Source organism: Sphingobium jiangsuense (assembly GCF_014196495.1).
Classification (GTDB): domain Bacteria; phylum Pseudomonadota; class Alphaproteobacteria; order Sphingomonadales; family Sphingomonadaceae; genus Sphingobium; species Sphingobium jiangsuense.
This window is the reverse complement of record NZ_JACIDT010000019.1, coordinates 1-17,020: the sequence shown is the minus strand read 5'-3', so window position 1 is coordinate 17,020 and position 17,020 is coordinate 1. Positions and strand designations below refer to the sequence as shown.

The window sequence follows — 17,020 nt, the reverse complement described above, 5'->3', positions numbered from 1 at the left end:
CCAGGATGATCGGAGGATACAAACCGCTTTCGGTCTTGCTCATCCTGGCGGCAACGGTCGGAAATGCTCCGGCATCGAGCATTTCCGGGACTATCTGGCGCAACCCTGCAAACAGTGTGCATATCCGCGCGCAACCGTGCGACGACAGGATGTGCGGTGTCGTCGTCTGGGCTAACGACAAGGCGAAAGCCGATGCGCGCAAGGGCAGCCCGGATCCTCTGGTGGGCGCACAGCTGTTTCGTGATTTCGAGCAGGAGCAGCCCGGCGTGTGGCGCGGCCGCGTTTTCGTGCCCGATATCGGCCGGACCTTCACCGGGCGCGTCACGGTACTCGACAGCAACAGGCTCGAGGCGAACGGCTGCCTCGTCGGGCGCATCGGGTGCCGGTCGCAGATCTGGACGCGCGTCGAGAAGTAGACGCATGGATTGACAGGCTGAAAGACATCTCTCCCATCCGGCTCGCTGACCCTGCGCAAATGCGATAACGCCGAAGGCGAAATGACCGCGTGCCTGATTCTCTTCCTGATCGTCCTTGGTATCAACCTGTTGCCCGCGTTCGGTCCCCCGACATGGTCGATCATCGTTCTCTATGGCCTGACGACCGATCTGCCTGTCGCCTTGATCGTGTTCATTGGCGCGCTCGCGGCCGCTCTTGGACGTTTGCTGCTTGCCTGGGGCTTTCGATTTCTCAAGGACTATTTGCCCGCGAAACAAAAGCGCAACCTCGAAGCAGCGAAAAAAGTCGTCGAGGACCGACCGAAAAGCGCGATTTTCGGGCTCGCACTGTTCGCTCTCTCTCCGCTTCCCTCGGCGCAACTGTTCGAAGCGGCCGGCCTTGCGGGTATCAGGCTGGGGAAGTTCACAGCAGCGTTTTTCGTCGGGCGTCTCGTCTCCTATTCGATCTATGCCGCGACAGCAGGCGTGATCCGCAAATCGAGCCTGGGTGACGTCTTTACCGAGCGCCTCACCAGTCCGTGGGGCATCGCGATGCAGATCGGCATGATCATCCTGCTTGCTGCGCTCGCCCAGATCGACTGGAGCAGATTTCTGCGCTCCGACAACGATCCGCGCTCAAGCGCATGATCTCAAGGAAACAGGTCCCCGTCGCAGACGGTCCATTCGTCGGCAACACGCAAAATTGAAGACGGCGCCGAAAGCCTGCTTGGGTCAAAGCTGCGATTCCAGCGGCAGAAGGCCAATGGCCTGTGCGGTTAGTCTGCGCCAGAACGAGGCTTCCGGTTCCCGGTCGTATCGGACGGGCACGCCGTTCCGGCTCCCGGCCCATTCCACGTCGCCATCCGACGTCAGACAGACCTCATAGCTGCGGGAGGGCGCGGTATCGCGCTGCCAGATGGCAGCCATCTTCCGGGCCAGGGCCTCGGACTCGAAGAGGACGCCCATTTCCGTGTTGAGGGAAGCCGAACGAGGATCCAGGTTCATCGAGCCGATGAACCCCATATGCCCGTCGGCAGTGAAAGCCTTGGTGTGCAGGCTTGCCCAGCTCGATCCTCGCAGGGAAAAGTCCCGCTCCTGATGCTCGGGCCGCAATTCCCAGAGCTTGATCCCTGCCTCGAGCAGCGGAACACGGTAGCGCGCATAACCGCCATGGACCGCGGCGACATCGGTTGCCGCAAGAGAATTGGTCAGGACCGAGACCGAAACCCCCTTTGCCGCAATCGCGGCGAGCGCCGCCGTGCCTTCCTCGCCGGGGATGAAATAGGGCGAAGTGATTTCAAGCCTTTCCCGCGCCGCATCGAAGACCGGCAGCAGGTCGTGCATCAGCCAGTTCTTGCCCTCCTTGCCCAGCACTTTGCGCGGCGGATCGGCGATCACGCGGGCGGCGCGAGTCCAGTCGGGCCGCGTGGTCTCGGGATCGAGAAGCGAGAGCCGTTTGGCGATGCGCTCCAGATAGGGGCGCGCGGCAGCCTCATTGGCAGCGTTGCTCAATTCGGCGGCGATCCGCGTCAGCGCCACGCCAGGATCTTTCAAGGGCGAAAGCCTATCGACCGGCAACGCCAGGCCGCTGTTCCAGTAATCGTCGAAGATCTTCTCCGTCTGGGCGACGGCTGGCCCCATCACCAGCACGTCCATGTCGCGGAAATTGGTTTGCGTCGCGGCATCGAAATAGGCGTCGCCGATATTGCGCCCGCCAAGGATGGCGACGCGGCCATCAGCGATCCAGGCCTTGTTGTGCATGCGCCGGGTCACGCTGAAGGCGCGCAGCATCATTTCGATGCCGCGCCGCAAGCCGCCCTGCCGCGCCCGGGTCGGGTTGAAGATACGGATCTCGATATGCGGATGATGCGCCATGGCGATCATCGCATCAGATGTATGGCTGGTGCCGATGTCGTCGATCAGGATCCGCACCCTGACGCCGCGATCGGCCGCGGACAGGGCCTCGGCCAGAAGAAGGCGGCCGGTCAGATCGTCGTGCCAGATGTAATACATCAGATCGAGCGAGCGCTCGACCTTGCGCGCCGACAATCCACGTGCCGCGAAGGCGTCGAGATTCTCGTCCAGCAAAAGCAGGCCGCTCTCACCGGGGTGCGCATCCGTCGTGGCGCCAATACGCTGATCGAGCGGCGTCCGGCCGCGTTCGATCGACAGTGCGTAGGAAGGCTCCCCCTGCGCGCGACTGGCGAACAGGCCGTAGACCCAGGTCGCGAGCATCGACGCCGCGACGAAGCCCAGGCAGGCAAGGATGACGATCCGGATCAGACGGCAGCATCCGCCTGCGGCTGCTGGCGCACGAGCAGGACATCGCAATCGAGACGGCTGAGCAGCGCCCGCGCCGTGCTGCCGAGCACCGCCACCGTCAGGGCCGATCGACCGTGCGTTCCGATCACGGCCAGGTCGGTTTCGCTCAGCTTCACATGATTGCAGACAACCTCGCAAACCTCGCCATAGTCGACATTGATATCCAGCCTGTCGCGTGCGTCGGCGGGCAGATCGGTCCTGTCCAGAAAGGCATCCAGATCATAGGCTATCCTGGCCTGCAGCGCAGCTGCCGGCCCTTCCCGGCCCCGAAGTGCCTCCAGCGGCACGTGATAGGCGTGAACGAGAGTGATCTCGGCAGCGGGGAATGCGGCCATGGCCGTGCGAAGCGCCTGGGCCGAGCAGCCGGAGAAATCGGTTGCGACCAAGACCCGGCGATAGTGGTGCTGAGTCTTTTCCTTCACGATAAGCACCGGCGCATGAGCATGGCGTATCATGCGCTCCACGGTCGTGCCGATCAGGAAATCCCCGATATCGTCATGGCGCGAGATGCCGGTCACGATGAGATCCGCCCCGCATGCGGTTGACGCTTCCAGCACCGCCTGCGAGACGGCGCCGGTGGCGAGGCGTGTCTCGACCGGAATATCCGGGTCCGCCACCTCCGCCCGCAAGCGGGCATGAAGGCGACTCTCGGCAGCCTGCAGTCCGTCGAGCATGTCTGCGGGATCGGGATCCCTCTGAACATGGAGAAGAACCAGATGTGCGCGCCACTCGCTCGCCAGCTGTATCGCGCGGTCGCGGGCTCGGTCGCAGCGACCGCTAAAATCGGTTGGAAACAGAATCGTTCGCGGGGTCATATCGACGCAACATAGCAGCAGTGGTCCGCCAACCAAGGAACGTGTCGCCGTGTATTTGCAGGACGGACAGAAATGTTCTTCGGCAAGGATTCGCTGGCCGTCGCGAAGCAGACCGATATTATGGCCTGATCAGAAGAGGATGGATAAGATCACAACACCAGACATCATATTGCGAACCCCGACGCTCACTGCCGTGGCAACGGCCGGCGCATCCCACGCACCATCGACACGCTTCTCGCGCCGAACGCTTCTTGCCGGCACCATGACTGCCGCGCTCTGCCTGACCGCCGCTCCGATCCGCGCTATGGCGCTTGATCCAGGATCGATCGCGGCGAGCGTGGAAGCGTTACGGCCAGGAGAGTTCCTGTGGGCGCCCGAAACGGCTCCCGATGGTCCGGTGGTCATCATCGTCAGCCTCGCCAGGCAGCGGGCCTATGTCTATCGCAACGGCGTCCTGATCGGCATCTCGACCGTTTCCACCGGCGCAGCCGGCCACGAAACGCCCACCGGGGTTTTCACCATCCTCCAAAAGAAAGTCGCGCACAGATCGAACCTCTACAATGACGCGCCGATGCCCTACATGCAGCGCCTCACCTGGGACGGGATTGCCATGCACGCCGGCAATCTTCCGGGCTATCCCGCCTCGCACGGATGCATCCGGTTTCCCCTGACGTTCGCCGAGCACCTCTATGATGTCACGCAGCTTGGCCTGACGGTCATCATCACGCAGGCAAGCGAGATTCCGCGCTTTGCCCCAGCTCCCCGTATCCTGCAGGATACGGCCCGGCGCTCGTCGTTCGGGAATGCCTTTTTGACGGTCTGGCAGCCAGAGAAAGCACTCACAGGGCCGATCTCCATAATCGTCAGCGCGGCGGACCAGCGCGCCGTGGTGTTGCGAAACGGCATCGAAATCGGTTCGGCGCCTGTCGCCATCCGCGGCAAGATCTCCGGCCTTCAGGCCTTCAACCTCGCCTCCATCGACGAACACGGGACGCATTGGATGTTCCTCCCTGTATTTGGCGGTGCACAGACGGGGGAAGTCTCGCGGCAGGACCGGGAGCGGCTAATCCTTCCCGAGGACTTCAGACGGGGCCTGCTGTCGGTGCTCAAACCGGGAAGCACGCTGATCGTCACGGCCGATACCCTCGAAAGCGGGAGTACAGGCACATCCCTGACCGTGCTCACGGGCGAGGATGCCCAAGCGGATACAAACGAACGATGACGTTGTGCAATCCCGACTTCGCGTCCATCGCAGCGTCTTACCGCCTGATTCCAAACAATCCCCTGCCGTAATTGCGAAGACCGGCCTAATTACGACATACTCACCAGAGGATTTGACTTCGATGTCCCGATCATTGCGCGTTCCAGTTTCCCTTGCCGCCGCCATCCTGCTGGGGCTGTCCTCGGCGGCTCCGTCACTGGCTGAAACCGCGCCCGCTGCGCCACCTTCGGCCGACGCCACGGCAATCGCGGTACCCGACGGATTTGAGTTGGCGCCGGACGGCACAACTCTTGTCCACGTGGCCAGCGGCCTGCGCTTCCCGGAGGAATTCGAGGGCTTTACCCGCCTCAGGGAACGGGCATTCGATCCGGGCGGCGAGTATATCGCCATCGGCTACGACCGGCCACTCGGCACCGGCGACGATCGCATCGTGGTGCGGATGGCGGTGGTCCATATCGACCAGATGCCGCCACGCGACCACTATATGATCATGCGTCAGGCTACGATGTCCCATTTTGCCGCGCCGACCATCGTGTCGGAAGGACCGGCGACGATCCCAACCAATCGCCGCCTCAAGGCCTATCGCGGAACTTTCACCGGCTATCGCGACGGCAAACCATGGCGTTCCAGCCTGACGACAGTCGACTATGGCTATTGGAGCGGACGCATGACGGCCGCCTATCCCGAAAGCGAAGCTGCCGAAGCTGAGAAATATCTTGGCGTGCTGCTGGCGGAAATCCGCGCGCAGCGCCCAAAGGCGCCGAAACGGTAGACTGGGGACGATGCCCGCGCGAAACCGCTCACTTTGACGGAGCAAGCAGCGAGAGGAGGCGCCGCCAATCTTGTTCGATCATCCGCCAGCGAAAAACGGCAAGCATGTGGGTCAGCAATCGGGAAAGATAATTCCTTTCCCGTGATCGGGCTACGATTTCGTGGACCTCCCTTTCGGTCCACGGCTTCCATTGTCCAGCGACGGCGATCATGTTCGAGCGGAAGGCCGTATCGCTTCATCTCGCAATATACGCTCGGTTTCCGTTATCCGAATGGGGATTGCCGCAGTTATTGAGCGACGTAGTGCAAGTTATCCTTGCCCAGTTCGGCTCCCGTTCCGCTATTTCCTGGGCTGGAAGCTGATGCGGCTTGTAAGCCCCTCTAACGCGCCTCTCACTCATACGCGACGTTCCGCAGCGATCAAAGCGGCCTGATAGGCCGCATCCTCACCCATAATCGCACGCGCTGTCGCGATTAGTTCAGGACTCGCATTACGTGGACGACCCGTATCGAACGGGGGGCTGGATCATATTCGATCGCGAGTTACGTAATTTTTGCAGTCTCTTCACCCCGAAGTTTCGCAAGAAGACGGATTCCGAAATCGATCCCCGCGGTCATGCGAAGGCCAAAGCTGTGAACATAGCCGTCATGCACGTCGAAACCATATTGGAGGCAGCCGTCGAACCGGATGATCTGGAATTGGCGCTGCCTCTCATGAGCCGCCTGCAGGAGGCCATGATCACATGAACTAGGCCGGGTCTCTCCAATCTCTATGGATTCAAGCGTGACGGCCCCTTCACCGAGTGCCGATTTCAGCGTGGTGCGACAAATGTAGACCGATTCAAGTAGGGATTGCTGAGCTATGCCGGCTACCAATCATCGTCAGGGTTTCGTCAGGAAAGACTGTTGAACTTTTTCACGGCATTTTACGAAGGACACCATGAGCCGACTAAGATCCCATCCCGAACGCCATGCGGTGTCACGCATCGGCTGGCTACGCGCGGCAGTGCTGGGAGCCAATGATGGGATCGTTTCGACCGCGAGCCTCATCGTCGGCGTCGCAGCCTCCGGCGCGGGCAAGGCCAATATCCTGGTCGCAGGGATGGCGGCGCTGGTGGCAGGCGCCATGTCGATGGCCGCCGGCGAATATGTCTCGGTCAGCTCTCAGGCGGACACGGAGAATGCCGACCTCGCCCGGGAAAGAGGTGAACTCGCCGTTCAACCGGTGCTCGAGCATCAGGAACTGGCGGACATCTATGTCAAACGCGGTCTGAATGAGGAACTGGCCCGGCAGGTAGCCGACGAACTAATGGCAAAGGATGCGCTGGCCGCGCATGCCCGCGACGAACTCGGCATTTCCGAAGTCGTGACCGCCCGCCCTATCCAGGCCGCGCTCACATCCGCCGCAACTTTCAGCACAGGCGCCCTCATGCCCCTGATGTTGGTCGCCGTCGTTCCGCATGATAGCCTCGTCGCAATCGAGGTCGCGGCAACCCTGTTGTTTCTCGCACTGCTGGGCGCGCTTGGCGCCTGGGCCGGGGGCGCCCGCCCCATGAAATCAATCCTACGGGTCACATTCTGGGGCGCGCTGGCCCTGGCTGCGACCGCGGGCATCGGGAGGCTGTTCGGAACAGTGGTTTGAACCACGCTGCTCACATCGTCAGGATTCGGTCAGTGAACACCCGTAGCCCTTCCAGCTGGAAAGGCGAACGTGATGACAAATTCTGAATATACAAGGACATTCAAGGTTTGGGACACGCCGCTACGGCTATTCCATTGGCTGCTGGTCCTAGCGATCTCGATCGCGTTTCTCTCTTCCGACGACGATAGTCCGATCGCATCGTGGCATATGGTCGCAGGATGGTCTGCTGCTGCCTTGCTTGCGTTCCGTCTGATCTGGGGCTTCGTCGGAGGCGAGCATGCCCGGTTCGTGAATTTCATTCGGCCAACAGCAATCGCCACCCATGCACGCGACCTTCTAGCTGGCCATCCTCGACGTTCCGTGGGTCATAATCCACTGGGCGCGATCGCAGTCGTGGCGCTGATCGGATTGACCGGAATCGTCATCTGGAGCGGCAGCAGCGTTGCGGCAGGCGGCATGGACAAAGACCTTCATGAAGCCCTCGCCTACAGCCTGCTTGCTTTGATCGGGCTTCATGTCGGCGCCGTGCTGTTGATGTCGCTGCTCACCGGCGAAAACCTTGTTCGCGCGATGATCAGCGGCCGCAAGAAGAACAGCCTCTATCCGAATGTGCGTGAGGCTCGGGGACCAGGCTTGTTTGCGGCTCTACTTGGTGCCGCAGCGATCGTTCTGGCAATCATCGCCATTGTCATGGTGGATCCGACCGCCTTCGCGCCGCAGCAACGCCATTCCCATCACGGTTCGCACGAGGAAAGGGATTGAAAACATCGGTTGATGGTCTGGTAGAAAGCTTCAATCCTTCTTGCCTTTCGTTCCTGGTGGAAAGTCTACATTAAACCCATGCGCCTTCTCATCGTCGAAGATAATGAGCGAATGGCGGCACTGATCGCCGACGGTCTTCAGCGCCGGGGCTTCGTGTGCGATGTTGCCCATGATCTCGCACAAGCCGACGCTGCGATGGGCAGCGCGAGCTATGATGCCATCATACTCGACCTCGGCCTGCCCGACGGCGACGGGATCGACTGGCTCGCGAGCCGCCGAAAATATCAGCAGATGCCGCCTGCCATCATCCAGACCGCGCGTGGGGCGCTGGAGGATCGCGTCACCGGTCTCGATTCCGGCGCAGACGATTATATCGTCAAACCCTTCGAGATCGACGAGCTCGCCGCGCGCATCCGCGCCCTGCTGCGCCGGCCTGGCGTTCGAACCCAGCCCGTCATCGAAGTCGGCATGCTGCGTTTCGACACGGCAAGCCGCTCTGCCAGCATTGGCGATCGCGAGATCGACCTTTCGCGCCGCGAGGCGGACCTTCTGGAACTGCTGATGCGGCGAGCCGGCACGGTGGTCCATCGCGAAGTGATCGAGAACGCGCTCTACAGCTTCAACGATCCGGTGACCCCCAATGCGGTCGAAGCCGCCATTTCGCGTCTGCGCCGCAAGCTCGAAGACACGGGCGTGGCCGGCGCGCTCCATACCGTTCGGGGTGTCGGCTATATGCTGAAGGACGGGAAGGCATGACCGTGCAGCGCTCCATCTCACGGCGCCTCAAACGCGGTTTGGGCCTGATTGGTGTGGCGGGCACCGTTCTGCTGCTGGCGGCGGTCGCCTTCTTCTACAGTGTCACCTTCACACATCTCGATGCACGCGCGGCGATGATCCGCGCGATCAAGGAAATGCTTGAGCATGTCGCTCTGCCGCTTGTCGTCCTGCTCGTTCCCGTCGCGATCATGGTGCTCCGAGTGATCCGCCAGGCCTTCGCACCGCTGGAAGATGCCGCCGCCCGGATCGAGGCTGCACAGGGCCACGAACGAGGGTTCCGCATCGATGCGTCGCAAATGCCCGCCGAGGCGCTACCCTTCGTCTATGCGGTCAACGATCTGTTGGCGCGGCTCGATCAGGCCGCGCGGCGGCAGGAAGCGTTCGCCGCCGACGTCGCGCACGAGTTGCGCACGCCGCTCGCCCTCCTGTCTCTCGAACTCGACCGGCTTGACTATGACGACGCCGCGCGCCTCAAGGAAGACGTGGCGGCCATGCGCCGGCTGATCGACCAACTCATGCTGCTCGCGCAGATCGACGCGGCGGAGGCCGCCCAGACCGCTCCCGAACAGGTGTCACTCGCGGATGTGGCGAGCGAGGTCGTCAGCGCCGTGGCGCCGGGGATCATCGCACAAGGCAAGCTGATCGCGTTCGATACCCGCGGTCAGGCTGCGGTCGTGAACGGCAGGCGCGAAGCGATTGCGGCAGCGCTGCGCAATCTGATCGAGAATGCCGCGCGCGTGACGCCGGCTGGTGGCACGATCCAGGTCTTCGCCGGCCCCCACGCGCTATTGGGCGTGCGGGACGAGGGCCCTGGGCTGGCGCTCGAAAGGTTGCGCGACCTTGTGCAACGCCACCGCCGCGCCGACCATGCGAGCAAGGATGGCGCCGGCCTCGGCCTCGCTATCGTCGACCGGATCATGGCGGCCCATGGCGGCACGCTTGAGACCGATCCGGCCGACCGTGAACTGGTGCTGCGTTTTCCCGCGACCTGATCTTCAATCCTCATATCCCGTCAGGGTTCGGTCAGGAACGCTCCCTAGCCCGAGCGCATGTCCAGACGATACACCCTCATTGCGGGCGCCGCGACGATCGCCTTGATTCTATCAGGCCTGTGGTGGTTCGCCAGTCGGCCGGTCGAGACGGGCAACTCCGCGCCGGCAAGCAACGCCCAACCGACAGATGGGATCCTGGCGGTGGATGCGCGCCGCGCCGCGCAGATGGGTATCCGCCTTATGCCCGCGACGGCAGCCGCGGATGCGGCGCTCGCCACCATCCCCGCGATGATCGAGCCTCCCGCCAACGCCCGGGTGGCGGTGGCCGCGACCTTTCCCGGCACCGTGTTGCGGACTCTCGTGGTCGAGGGCGACAGCGTGCGGCGGGGCCAGCCGCTGGCGATCATCGCCAGCCGCGACGTGCTGACGATCGGCGCGGACCTCAGCCGCGCGAACGCGCGGCGTGGCGTAGCCGAGGCCAATGCCGCGCGGCTCTCCCTGCTCAGCCGCGAAGGCATCATCGCAGGCGCGCGCGCTGACGAAGCCAATGCCATCGCAGCCGAGGCTCGCGCCGACGTTTCGGAAAAGTCGCGCATCCTGGCGATGGTGGGCGGTCATGGCGCCAGCGGCTCCTATACGCTGACGGCTCCTATCGCGGGTCGCGTCACCAGCGCCTCCATCCAGACCGGCAATCCGGTGGACGGCACCACCGCGCCCTATGTGATCGACGCGACGGATCGCTATGAAGTGGTCGGCCAATTGCCCGAACGGCTGATCGGGCAAGTGCGCCCCGGCATGAGCGTGCGGCTACTTCCCAACCTCACCGGCCGGATCGTCGCGGTGGGAACGGCCATCGATCCCGCGACCCGTTCGGCCGGCCTCAAGGCGGAGATTCCGGCCGGACCCGGTGTTGTCGCGGGGCGCGCAACCAGCATCGTCATCGTCGGCCCGGCGCCGGCGGGCGCGGTCAGCGTGCCCGATACGGCGGTCACCATGATCGACGGCAAGCCGGTTGTGTTCGTGACCGCGCGCGGCGGCTTTGCCGTGCGCGCCGTGACCGGCGGCGGCGGCAGTGATGGCCGCACGGTGCTGCTCTCCGGGATCAGGCCCGGTGAACAGGTGGTGGTTTCCGGTACGAGCGCGCTCAAGGCGCTCGCCACCGCGCAATAGGCTCTCCCGATGCTGCGTTCGCTTGTCGCCACCGCGCTGTCCTATCGTCTGCTCGTCCTGATCCTTGCCGCCGCCACGGCCGGGCTCGGGGTCTGGGCTTTTGTCAACTTGCCGGTCGATGCCTATCCCAACATCGCGCAGACCCAGGTGAAGCTGATCCTCAAAGCCCCCGGCATGACGCCGGAGGAGGTCGAGAGCCGCGTCATCACGCCGATCGAGACGGAGATGCTCGGCATTCCCAACCAGGCGATCCTGCGCTCGAGCGCCAAATATGCCATCGCCGACATAACCATCGACTTTACCGACGGCACCGACATCTACTGGGCGCGCCAACAGGTCGCCGAACGGCTGGCGGGCGTGACGGGCGATCTGCCTGCTGCCGTGACCGGCGGTCTCGCGCCGATCTCGACGCCCCTGTCCGACGTCTACATGTTCACGATCGAAGGGCCGCTGTCTCTCCAGCAGAAACGCGAACTGCTCGACTGGACGATCCGCCCGGCGCTGCGCACAGTGCCCGGCGTCGCGGACGTGAACGCGCTGGGCGGCTATGTTCGTACCTTCGAGGTCCGGCCTGATCCGGTGGCGCTGGCGAGCGCGAAGCTCTCGATCTCCGATCTGCGCACCGCGATCGAAAGCGGCAATCGCAATGACGGCGCGGGGCGCCTGACCGATGGCGAGGAATCGCTGATCGTCCGGGCCGTGGGCGCGATCCGCAGCGTGGAGGATCTGCAAACGCTGGTCATCGCCAGCCGGGACGGCCGCATCGTCCGCCTGGGCGACGTCGCCACAGTCGGCACCGGCAGCCTCACCCGCTATGGGGCGGTGACGCGCGGCGGCAAGGCCGAGGCGGTGGAGGGCCTGGTGATCGCGCTGCGCGGCGCGGATGCGCGGGCGGTGGTCGATGGCGTGCGGACGCGGCTTGCCGGGCTTCAGCACAGCTTGCCCGCAGGCACGCAGATCCATGTCTTCTACGATCGCTCCGATCTGATCGGGCGCGCGGTCGGCACGGTCGAGGAGGCGCTGCTGGAAGCGACCGTGCTGGTCGTCGTGCTGCTGATCCTGTTCCTCGGCGACTGGCGTGCGGCCACGATCGTCGCGGCGACCCTGCCGATGGCCGCGCTCATCACCTTCCTGTTCATGCGCGTCATGGGGCTGTCCGCGAACCTCATGAGCCTCGGCGGGCTCGCCATCGCGATCGGGATGCTGGTCGACGGCGCGGTGGTGGTGGTCGAGAATGTCGTCGAGCGCCTGAGCCATGCCCAGGGCGAGGACACGCCCCGACTCAACCACGTATTCCGCGCAACCAGCGAGGTGATCGTGCCGGTGTCGGCGGGCATCGTCATCATCGCGCTCGTGTTCCTGCCCCTGCTTTCGCTGCAGGGGCTGGAGGGCAAGCTGTTCGCGCCCGTCGCGCTCACCATCGTCTTCGCGCTCGCGGGCTCCCTGCTGCTCGCCCTGACGCTGGTGCCGGTCCTTGCCTCCTTCAGCCTCAGGAGCGGCCATCATGGTGAGCCATGGATCATGCGGCAGATCGGCCCGCGCTACCAGGCGCTGCTCGACGCGGCGTTCGCGCACAAGAAGCTGGTCTATGGTCTCTCCGCCACCGGGCTGGTGCTGGCGGGCCTCGCTTATGGCGCGGCCGGGAAGACCTTCATGCCGACGATGGACGAAGGCTCGGTGATCGTGCAGCTTACCAAGCTGCCCTCGATCAGCCTGGACCAATCGGTGGCCGGCGACATGGCGGTGCAGCGCGCGCTCCGCACCGTGCCGGAGGTGGAGGACGTGATCGCCCGCGTCGGCTCCGACGAGATCGGTCTCGATCCGATGGGACCGAACGAGACCGACAGCTTCGTCCAGTTGAAGCCGCGCTCGCAATGGCGCGGGGACAAGGATTTCGTCGTCGGGGAAATGCGCAAGGCGCTGGACGGCCTGCCCGGTATCCAATCGAGTTTCACCCAGCCGATCGAGATGCGCGTCTCGGAGATGCTCACCGGCGCGCGCGGCGATCTAGCGGTCAAGATTTTCGGGCCTGACACCGCAACGCTCGCCGAGCTCGCGGGTCGGATCCAGGATATCCTGTCCGGCATCCACGGCTCATCGGAGGTCCTGACGGTCGCCAACGACAATGTGGACTATCTCCAACTCGACATCGACCGCGCGGCGGCGGGGCGGTTCGGGATGCCGGTCGACCAGTTCCAGGACGCGCTGCGCGCACAGGTCGAGGGCGTGCGGTCCGGGGTCGTGGCCGAAGGTCAGAAACGCATTCCGATCGTCATTCGCGGTGACGACGGCATCCGGAGCGATCCGGCCCGTTTCGCCGACCTGCAATTGCGCACGCCCGATGGCACGCTGGCGCGTGTCAGCGACATGGCGCGGGTGGAGCGCACGCAGGGACCGGTGAAGCTCGATCACGAGAACGGCTCGCGCTTCGCGCTGGTGCAGGCCTTCGTCTCCGGCCGCGATCTGGTCGGCTATGTCGATGAGGCGAAGGCGCAGGTCACCGCCAAGGTACGGCTACCGGCAGGCTACAGCATCGTCTGGGGCGGTCAGTTCGAGAACCAGCAGCGCGCATCGGCCCGGCTGATGATGGTGGTGCCCGTAGCGCTGGTGTTGATCTTCCTCGTCCTGCTGGCGGCGCTGCGCTCATTGCGCGCCGCGCTGCTGATCCTCTCCAACATCCCCTTCGCGATGGTCGGCGGGCTGATCTCGCTGTGGCTGTCGGGCGAGTATCTCTCGGTCCCGGCGTCGGTGGGGTTCATCGCCCTGCTCGGCATCGCCGTGCTCAATGGGTTGGTGCTGGTGGCCTATTTCCGCCAGTTGCGCGCCGACGGGGTGGGTATGGCCGAGACCGTGCGCCTGGGCGCGCAGCGTCGGCTGCGACCGGTGCTGATGACTGCCGGCATCACGGCCTTCGGCCTCGTCCCCCTGCTGTTCGCCAGCGGGCCGGGGTCCGAGATCCAGCGGCCGCTCGCGATCGTGGTGATCGGCGGCCTCATTACCTCCACTTTGCTGACGCTGGTCCTACTGCCGATCCTGTTCGAGCGCTTCGGGGAAAGCGCCGGGGAGGCCGCTAATGCCTGACCTGCTGTTCACCCTCCATTGCGCCACCCGCGATACCGAGCTTCTCGTGGACGCGATCCGCGCCGTCTCCCCCACGCCAATCCATGTCCGCGGGGAAGCTGTGCGAGGTCGCGATTTTGGCGATGCGGGAACCGCCGAGCGCGTGTCGGGCGAATTGAAGCGTTCGACGCTCGAACTGATCGTGAGCGCAGACGCGGTGCCCGACCTGCTCCGCACCGTAAAAGACGCGCGGCGCGATCTGCCGGTCCGGTGGCGCACGACGCCCCTGCTCGATCATGGAAGGATCGCCTGATGCGGATCGTACTCGCCGCTCTCGGCCTTCTGACGGCCGCGCCTGCCCTGGCCCAGCATACCGATCTGCCGCCTGCCGACAAGGTCAACGAAGCGCTCGACAATCACCCCAGCGTCGCCGCCGCAATTGCGCGCGTCGAAGCCGCACGGGCACGCGGCGATATGCTGCGCAAAGGCCCCCACGAAGTGACGGTGAGCGGCAGCTACATTCGCCGAACCGTCGATCGCGAAGGCGGGTTCGACGAATTCGATACGACAATCAGCCGCCCATTCCGCCTGCCGGGCAAGGCCGCGCTCGACCGCGAAGCCGGTGCGCTCGGCATTGAGGTCGCGGAAAACCAGATGGAGGATGTCCGCCATCAAACCGCGCTGCTGCTGGCCGGCTATTGGCACGACTGGCTCACTGCGGGAAGCCATTATCGCAACGATCTCGACAGCGTCCGCGGGCTGGAGGAGGCAATCGCCGCCATAAAGCGGCGGGTCACGCTGCGAGACGCCGCCCAACTCGACCTCGACCAGGCGCAGGCGGCGCTGGCTCAGGCGCGCGCGCAGGCCGCATCGTCACTCTCGCTGCGCGAACAGGCGCGCGTGACCTTCGCAGCGTCCTTTCCGGAAATCCCGCTCCCCTCCGAACCACCAGAACTGGCCGACCCCATGCTGCCCGCCCAGGGGCTGGAAGCGATGCGCGACCTGGTAATCGAGCGCAGTCACGAGATCCGCGCCGCCGACAAGGAAGCGCAGCGTCTGAACGTGACTTCGCGTCGGGTGCGAGCGGATCGCATCGCAGACCCGAGCTTCGGCGTCCGCCTGTTCAGCGAGCGCGGCGGCGCGGAAGCCGGCGCGGGCGTGGTGGCTTTAATCCCGCTCGGCGGTGGCTATCGCAGAGCCGCAGCCGATCAGGCGTCAGCCGAGGCCAATGCCGCGCGCATGGAACTCGCGGCCGTGCAGCGCAGCATCGAGGCGACCGCCAATGCCGACCTTTCCAACGCGCACACCCGGCTCGATGCCTGGCGCAATGCCGACGCTTCGGCGCGCAGCGCCGGCGACGCCGCCGAAAGGACGGTGCGCGGTTACCAACTCGGGCAGATCGACCTCTCCGATATGCTCTATGCCCGCCGGCAGGCCAATGACGCGCGCCGAATGGAAATCGAGGCGCGCTCCGAAGCCGATCGTGCTCTGCTCAAGATCCAGATCGATTCCCACAGCATCTGGGCACCAGATGAAGCGGGGCACGACTAGCTAACATACGGCAAGCAAACATTCTCGACATGAAACGAGCCTGCACTTAGAGGATGCTGCGTGACCGAAGCTCGCAAATTCCTTGTCCGGCACCATTGGCTGTGCGCGCTCCTGCTAGGCGCTGCGCTGCTCGTGAAGGCGTTGGTGCCGGCGGGTTTCATGCCGGTCGTCTCGAATGGCGTGATCCTGGTCCAGCTGTGCTCGGGGCAAGGGCCTCAGAAGATCGCAATCAAGTTGCCGAGCAAAGGCGGCGAGCAGGACCATGACGAGCACAAGAAGGCGGAAGCGCCTTGCGCCTTTACCGGCCTGTCCTCGCCATCGCTCGCGGCCGTCGATGCGCTGCTCCTAGCCGTCGCCCTCGCCTTCATCCTCGCAACGGTTTTTCGGCGTCCAAACCGCATAGTCCTCCGGCGCGGCACCTATCTGCGCCCGCCGGCGATCGGTCCTCCCACCACCTGATTCCTTCGACATTCCCCGTTGATGGGCGCCCCTCGCCGGGGCGCCGCATGTGAATCAGGATTCCGACATGACGATTATGCTTGATTCCGCGCATTGCGCGGCAACCACCATGCCTGCCTTCGCTCGCTCCACCAGCAAGCAACCAACTTTCAAGGTTCGCCTCGCCGGGAGCTTCGCTTTTCCCGCACTCGTCGCTGTGCTGGCGGGCGCCCCCATCTCGCGAGCCTTCGCCCAGGACGGGACGCCGCTGCCAGAGGTCGACGTTAGCTCGGCGAGCGAGGCGGGGTCGACGGTTTCGGGTGAGCGGCTTTCCCCCTCGCGCCTGCGCGACCTTCAGGTCGGCTCGAGCGATACCGCAGCGATCCTGCAAAGCGTACCCGGCGTCAGCGGCTATGGGGCCGGGGGCTTCTCGACCTTGCCGGTGATCCGGGGCCTTGAAGCGCAGCGCTTGACCGTGCTGGTCGACGGCGTGGCGATTGCCTCGGCCTGTCCGAACGATATGAATCCGCCCCTGTCCTACACCGATCCGCAAACCGTGAGCGCGATCGACGTCATTACCGGCGTTTCGCCAGTCAGCTATGGCGGCGACAGCATCGGCGGGATCATTCGCGTCGAGAGCGCTCCGCCCCGCTTTGCGAAACAGGGCGAAACGCTGCTGACCGGCGAAGCATCGGCCTTCTATCGAAGCAATGGCGACGGGTTCGGCGGCGCGCTGTCCGTGACGGCCGCAAGCGACAGGCTCAGCCTGACCTATAGCGGCTCCTATACCCAGGCCGGCAATTTCAAGGGCGGCGGCTCGCTGGGGGGCGTGCGGTCCAGCGAATATGCCAAGACCGACCACAGCCTCAATCTCGCAGCGCAAGTCAGCAACGGCCTGATCGAGCTGAAAGGCGGCTATCATTTCACGCCCTATGAGGGTTTCCCGAACCAATATATGGACATGACGTCCTGTCCGTCGTCAGAACATTTGGCACAACTCGCGGCGTAAATTAGCGGAGTGCGGGCCTCGTCCTGGGGTTGATATTAAGCGGCGATCTTGCGGT

General features: G+C 64.3%; 17 protein-coding genes and 1 pseudogene. 15 read left to right on the top strand and 3 right to left on the bottom strand.

The annotated features are described in order from the left end of the window. Window positions 1–5: 5 nt before the first annotated feature. Both GGR43_RS19065 and GGR43_RS19060 read left to right on the top strand, forming a co-directional pair. Window positions 6–416 (top strand): DUF2147 domain-containing protein, encoded by a 411-nt coding sequence (locus GGR43_RS19065; protein ID WP_021246273.1) that lies wholly within the window; start codon window positions 6–8, stop codon window positions 414–416. A gap of 81 nt (window positions 417–497) precedes the next feature. Next, entirely contained in the window at window positions 498–1,082 is a 585-nt protein-coding gene (locus GGR43_RS19060) for a hypothetical protein (protein ID WP_021246272.1), read from the top strand. An 84-nt stretch (window positions 1,083–1,166) separates the two neighbouring features. On the opposite strand, the gene GGR43_RS19055 is transcribed toward GGR43_RS19060, so the two are convergent. Together GGR43_RS19055 and GGR43_RS19050 are read right to left on the bottom strand one after the other, a co-directional pair. After that, window positions 1,167–2,669 carry a phospholipase D family protein gene (locus GGR43_RS19055; protein ID WP_188073438.1) on the bottom strand — a complete coding sequence of 501 codons (1,503 nt, stop codon included), beginning with the start codon at window positions 2,667–2,669 and terminating at the stop codon, window positions 1,167–1,169. 44 nt (window positions 2,670–2,713) lie between these two features. Further along, a complete protein-coding gene (locus GGR43_RS19050) occupies window positions 2,714–3,571 on the bottom strand; it encodes a universal stress protein (protein ID WP_021246270.1) in 858 nt (285 codons plus the stop codon). Window positions 3,572–3,710: 139 nt separating this feature from the next. On the opposite strand from GGR43_RS19050, the gene GGR43_RS19045 reads away from it, so the two are divergent. Further along, window positions 3,711–4,793 (top strand): L,D-transpeptidase, encoded by a 1,083-nt coding sequence (locus GGR43_RS19045; protein ID WP_021246269.1) that lies wholly within the window; start codon window positions 3,711–3,713, stop codon window positions 4,791–4,793. A gap of 121 nt (window positions 4,794–4,914) precedes the next feature. After that, window positions 4,915–5,565, top strand: coding sequence for a hypothetical protein (locus GGR43_RS19040; protein ID WP_021246268.1), 651 nt, complete (start codon window positions 4,915–4,917; stop codon window positions 5,563–5,565). 28 nt (window positions 5,566–5,593) lie between these two features. Here GGR43_RS19040 and GGR43_RS23960 read toward each other — a convergent pair. Then, window positions 5,594–5,779 (bottom strand): annotated as a pseudogene (locus GGR43_RS23960) (DUF7079 family protein); the annotation flags it as partial. Window positions 5,780–6,059: 280 nt separating this feature from the next. Between GGR43_RS23960 and GGR43_RS19035 the strand changes: the two are divergent. The 11 genes from GGR43_RS19035 (at window position 6,060) to GGR43_RS18985 (ending at window position 16,965) form a co-directional block, all read left to right on the top strand. Then, window positions 6,060–6,311 carry a hypothetical protein gene (locus GGR43_RS19035; RefSeq protein ID WP_021246267.1) on the top strand — a complete coding sequence of 84 codons (252 nt, stop codon included), beginning with the start codon at window positions 6,060–6,062 and terminating at the stop codon, window positions 6,309–6,311. Between the two features lie 193 nt (window positions 6,312–6,504). After that, window positions 6,505–7,206 carry a VIT1/CCC1 transporter family protein gene (locus GGR43_RS19030; protein ID WP_021246266.1) on the top strand — a complete coding sequence of 234 codons (702 nt, stop codon included), beginning with the start codon at window positions 6,505–6,507 and terminating at the stop codon, window positions 7,204–7,206. A 72-nt stretch (window positions 7,207–7,278) separates the two neighbouring features. Next, window positions 7,279–7,968 carry a cytochrome b/b6 domain-containing protein gene (locus GGR43_RS19025; RefSeq protein ID WP_021246265.1) on the top strand — a complete coding sequence of 230 codons (690 nt, stop codon included), beginning with the start codon at window positions 7,279–7,281 and terminating at the stop codon, window positions 7,966–7,968. A gap of 78 nt (window positions 7,969–8,046) precedes the next feature. Next, complete coding sequence (locus GGR43_RS19020) at window positions 8,047–8,724, top strand: response regulator (RefSeq protein WP_021246264.1); 678 nt, start codon at window positions 8,047–8,049, stop codon at window positions 8,722–8,724. Next, a complete protein-coding gene (locus tag GGR43_RS19015; RefSeq protein ID WP_021246263.1) occupies window positions 8,721–9,737 on the top strand; it encodes a sensor histidine kinase in 1,017 nt (338 codons plus the stop codon). Before GGR43_RS19020 ends, GGR43_RS19015 begins: the two co-directional genes overlap by 4 nt. Window positions 9,738–9,794: 57 nt before the next feature. Beyond that, complete coding sequence (locus tag GGR43_RS19010) at window positions 9,795–10,907, top strand: efflux RND transporter periplasmic adaptor subunit (protein ID WP_021246262.1); 1,113 nt, start codon at window positions 9,795–9,797, stop codon at window positions 10,905–10,907. Window positions 10,908–10,916: 9 nt separating this feature from the next. Further along, window positions 10,917–13,988: an efflux RND transporter permease subunit gene (locus tag GGR43_RS19005; protein ID WP_021246261.1), complete on the top strand. Its 3,072-nt coding sequence runs from the start codon at window positions 10,917–10,919 to the stop codon at window positions 13,986–13,988. Beyond that, a complete protein-coding gene (locus tag GGR43_RS19000; RefSeq protein ID WP_021246260.1) occupies window positions 13,981–14,280 on the top strand; it encodes a DUF3240 family protein in 300 nt (99 codons plus the stop codon). Before GGR43_RS19005 ends, GGR43_RS19000 begins: the two co-directional genes overlap by 8 nt. Next, window positions 14,280–15,518 carry a TolC family protein gene (locus GGR43_RS18995; protein ID WP_021246259.1) on the top strand — a complete coding sequence of 413 codons (1,239 nt, stop codon included), beginning with the start codon at window positions 14,280–14,282 and terminating at the stop codon, window positions 15,516–15,518. Before GGR43_RS19000 ends, GGR43_RS18995 begins: the two co-directional genes overlap by 1 nt. 60 nt (window positions 15,519–15,578) lie before the next feature. Beyond that, window positions 15,579–15,977, top strand: coding sequence for a DUF2946 family protein (locus GGR43_RS18990; protein WP_021246258.1), 399 nt, complete (start codon window positions 15,579–15,581; stop codon window positions 15,975–15,977). Between the two features lie 49 nt (window positions 15,978–16,026). After that, the gene (locus GGR43_RS18985; protein ID WP_343054537.1) at window positions 16,027–16,965 is read left to right on the top strand and encodes a TonB-dependent receptor plug domain-containing protein; all 939 of its coding nucleotides are present in this window, start codon (window positions 16,027–16,029) and stop codon (window positions 16,963–16,965) included. Window positions 16,966–17,020 lie beyond the last annotated feature (55 nt).

Excerpts from the sequence above, each read along its gene's own strand:
- GGR43_RS19065 (WP_021246273.1), top strand. The coding sequence starts at position 6 with ATGATCGGAGGATACAAACCGCTTTCGGTCTTGCTCATCCTGGCGGCA.
- GGR43_RS19060 (WP_021246272.1), top strand. The coding sequence starts at position 498 with ATGACCGCGTGCCTGATTCTCTTCCTGATCGTCCTTGGTATCAACCTG.
- GGR43_RS19055 (WP_188073438.1), bottom strand. The coding sequence starts at position 2,669 with ATGCTCGCGACCTGGGTCTACGGCCTGTTCGCCAGTCGCGCGCAGGGG.
- GGR43_RS19050 (WP_021246270.1), bottom strand. The coding sequence starts at position 3,571 with ATGACCCCGCGAACGATTCTGTTTCCAACCGATTTTAGCGGTCGCTGC.
- GGR43_RS19045 (WP_021246269.1), top strand. The coding sequence starts at position 3,711 with ATGGATAAGATCACAACACCAGACATCATATTGCGAACCCCGACGCTC.
- GGR43_RS19040 (WP_021246268.1), top strand. The coding sequence starts at position 4,915 with ATGTCCCGATCATTGCGCGTTCCAGTTTCCCTTGCCGCCGCCATCCTG.
- GGR43_RS19030 (WP_021246266.1), top strand. The coding sequence starts at position 6,505 with ATGAGCCGACTAAGATCCCATCCCGAACGCCATGCGGTGTCACGCATC.
- GGR43_RS19025 (WP_021246265.1), top strand. The coding sequence starts at position 7,279 with ATGACAAATTCTGAATATACAAGGACATTCAAGGTTTGGGACACGCCG.
- GGR43_RS19020 (WP_021246264.1), top strand. The coding sequence starts at position 8,047 with ATGCGCCTTCTCATCGTCGAAGATAATGAGCGAATGGCGGCACTGATC.
- GGR43_RS19015 (WP_021246263.1), top strand. The coding sequence starts at position 8,721 with ATGACCGTGCAGCGCTCCATCTCACGGCGCCTCAAACGCGGTTTGGGC.
- GGR43_RS19010 (WP_021246262.1), top strand. The coding sequence starts at position 9,795 with ATGTCCAGACGATACACCCTCATTGCGGGCGCCGCGACGATCGCCTTG.
- GGR43_RS19005 (WP_021246261.1), top strand. The coding sequence starts at position 10,917 with ATGCTGCGTTCGCTTGTCGCCACCGCGCTGTCCTATCGTCTGCTCGTC.
- GGR43_RS19000 (WP_021246260.1), top strand. The coding sequence starts at position 13,981 with ATGCCTGACCTGCTGTTCACCCTCCATTGCGCCACCCGCGATACCGAG.
- GGR43_RS18995 (WP_021246259.1), top strand. The coding sequence starts at position 14,280 with ATGCGGATCGTACTCGCCGCTCTCGGCCTTCTGACGGCCGCGCCTGCC.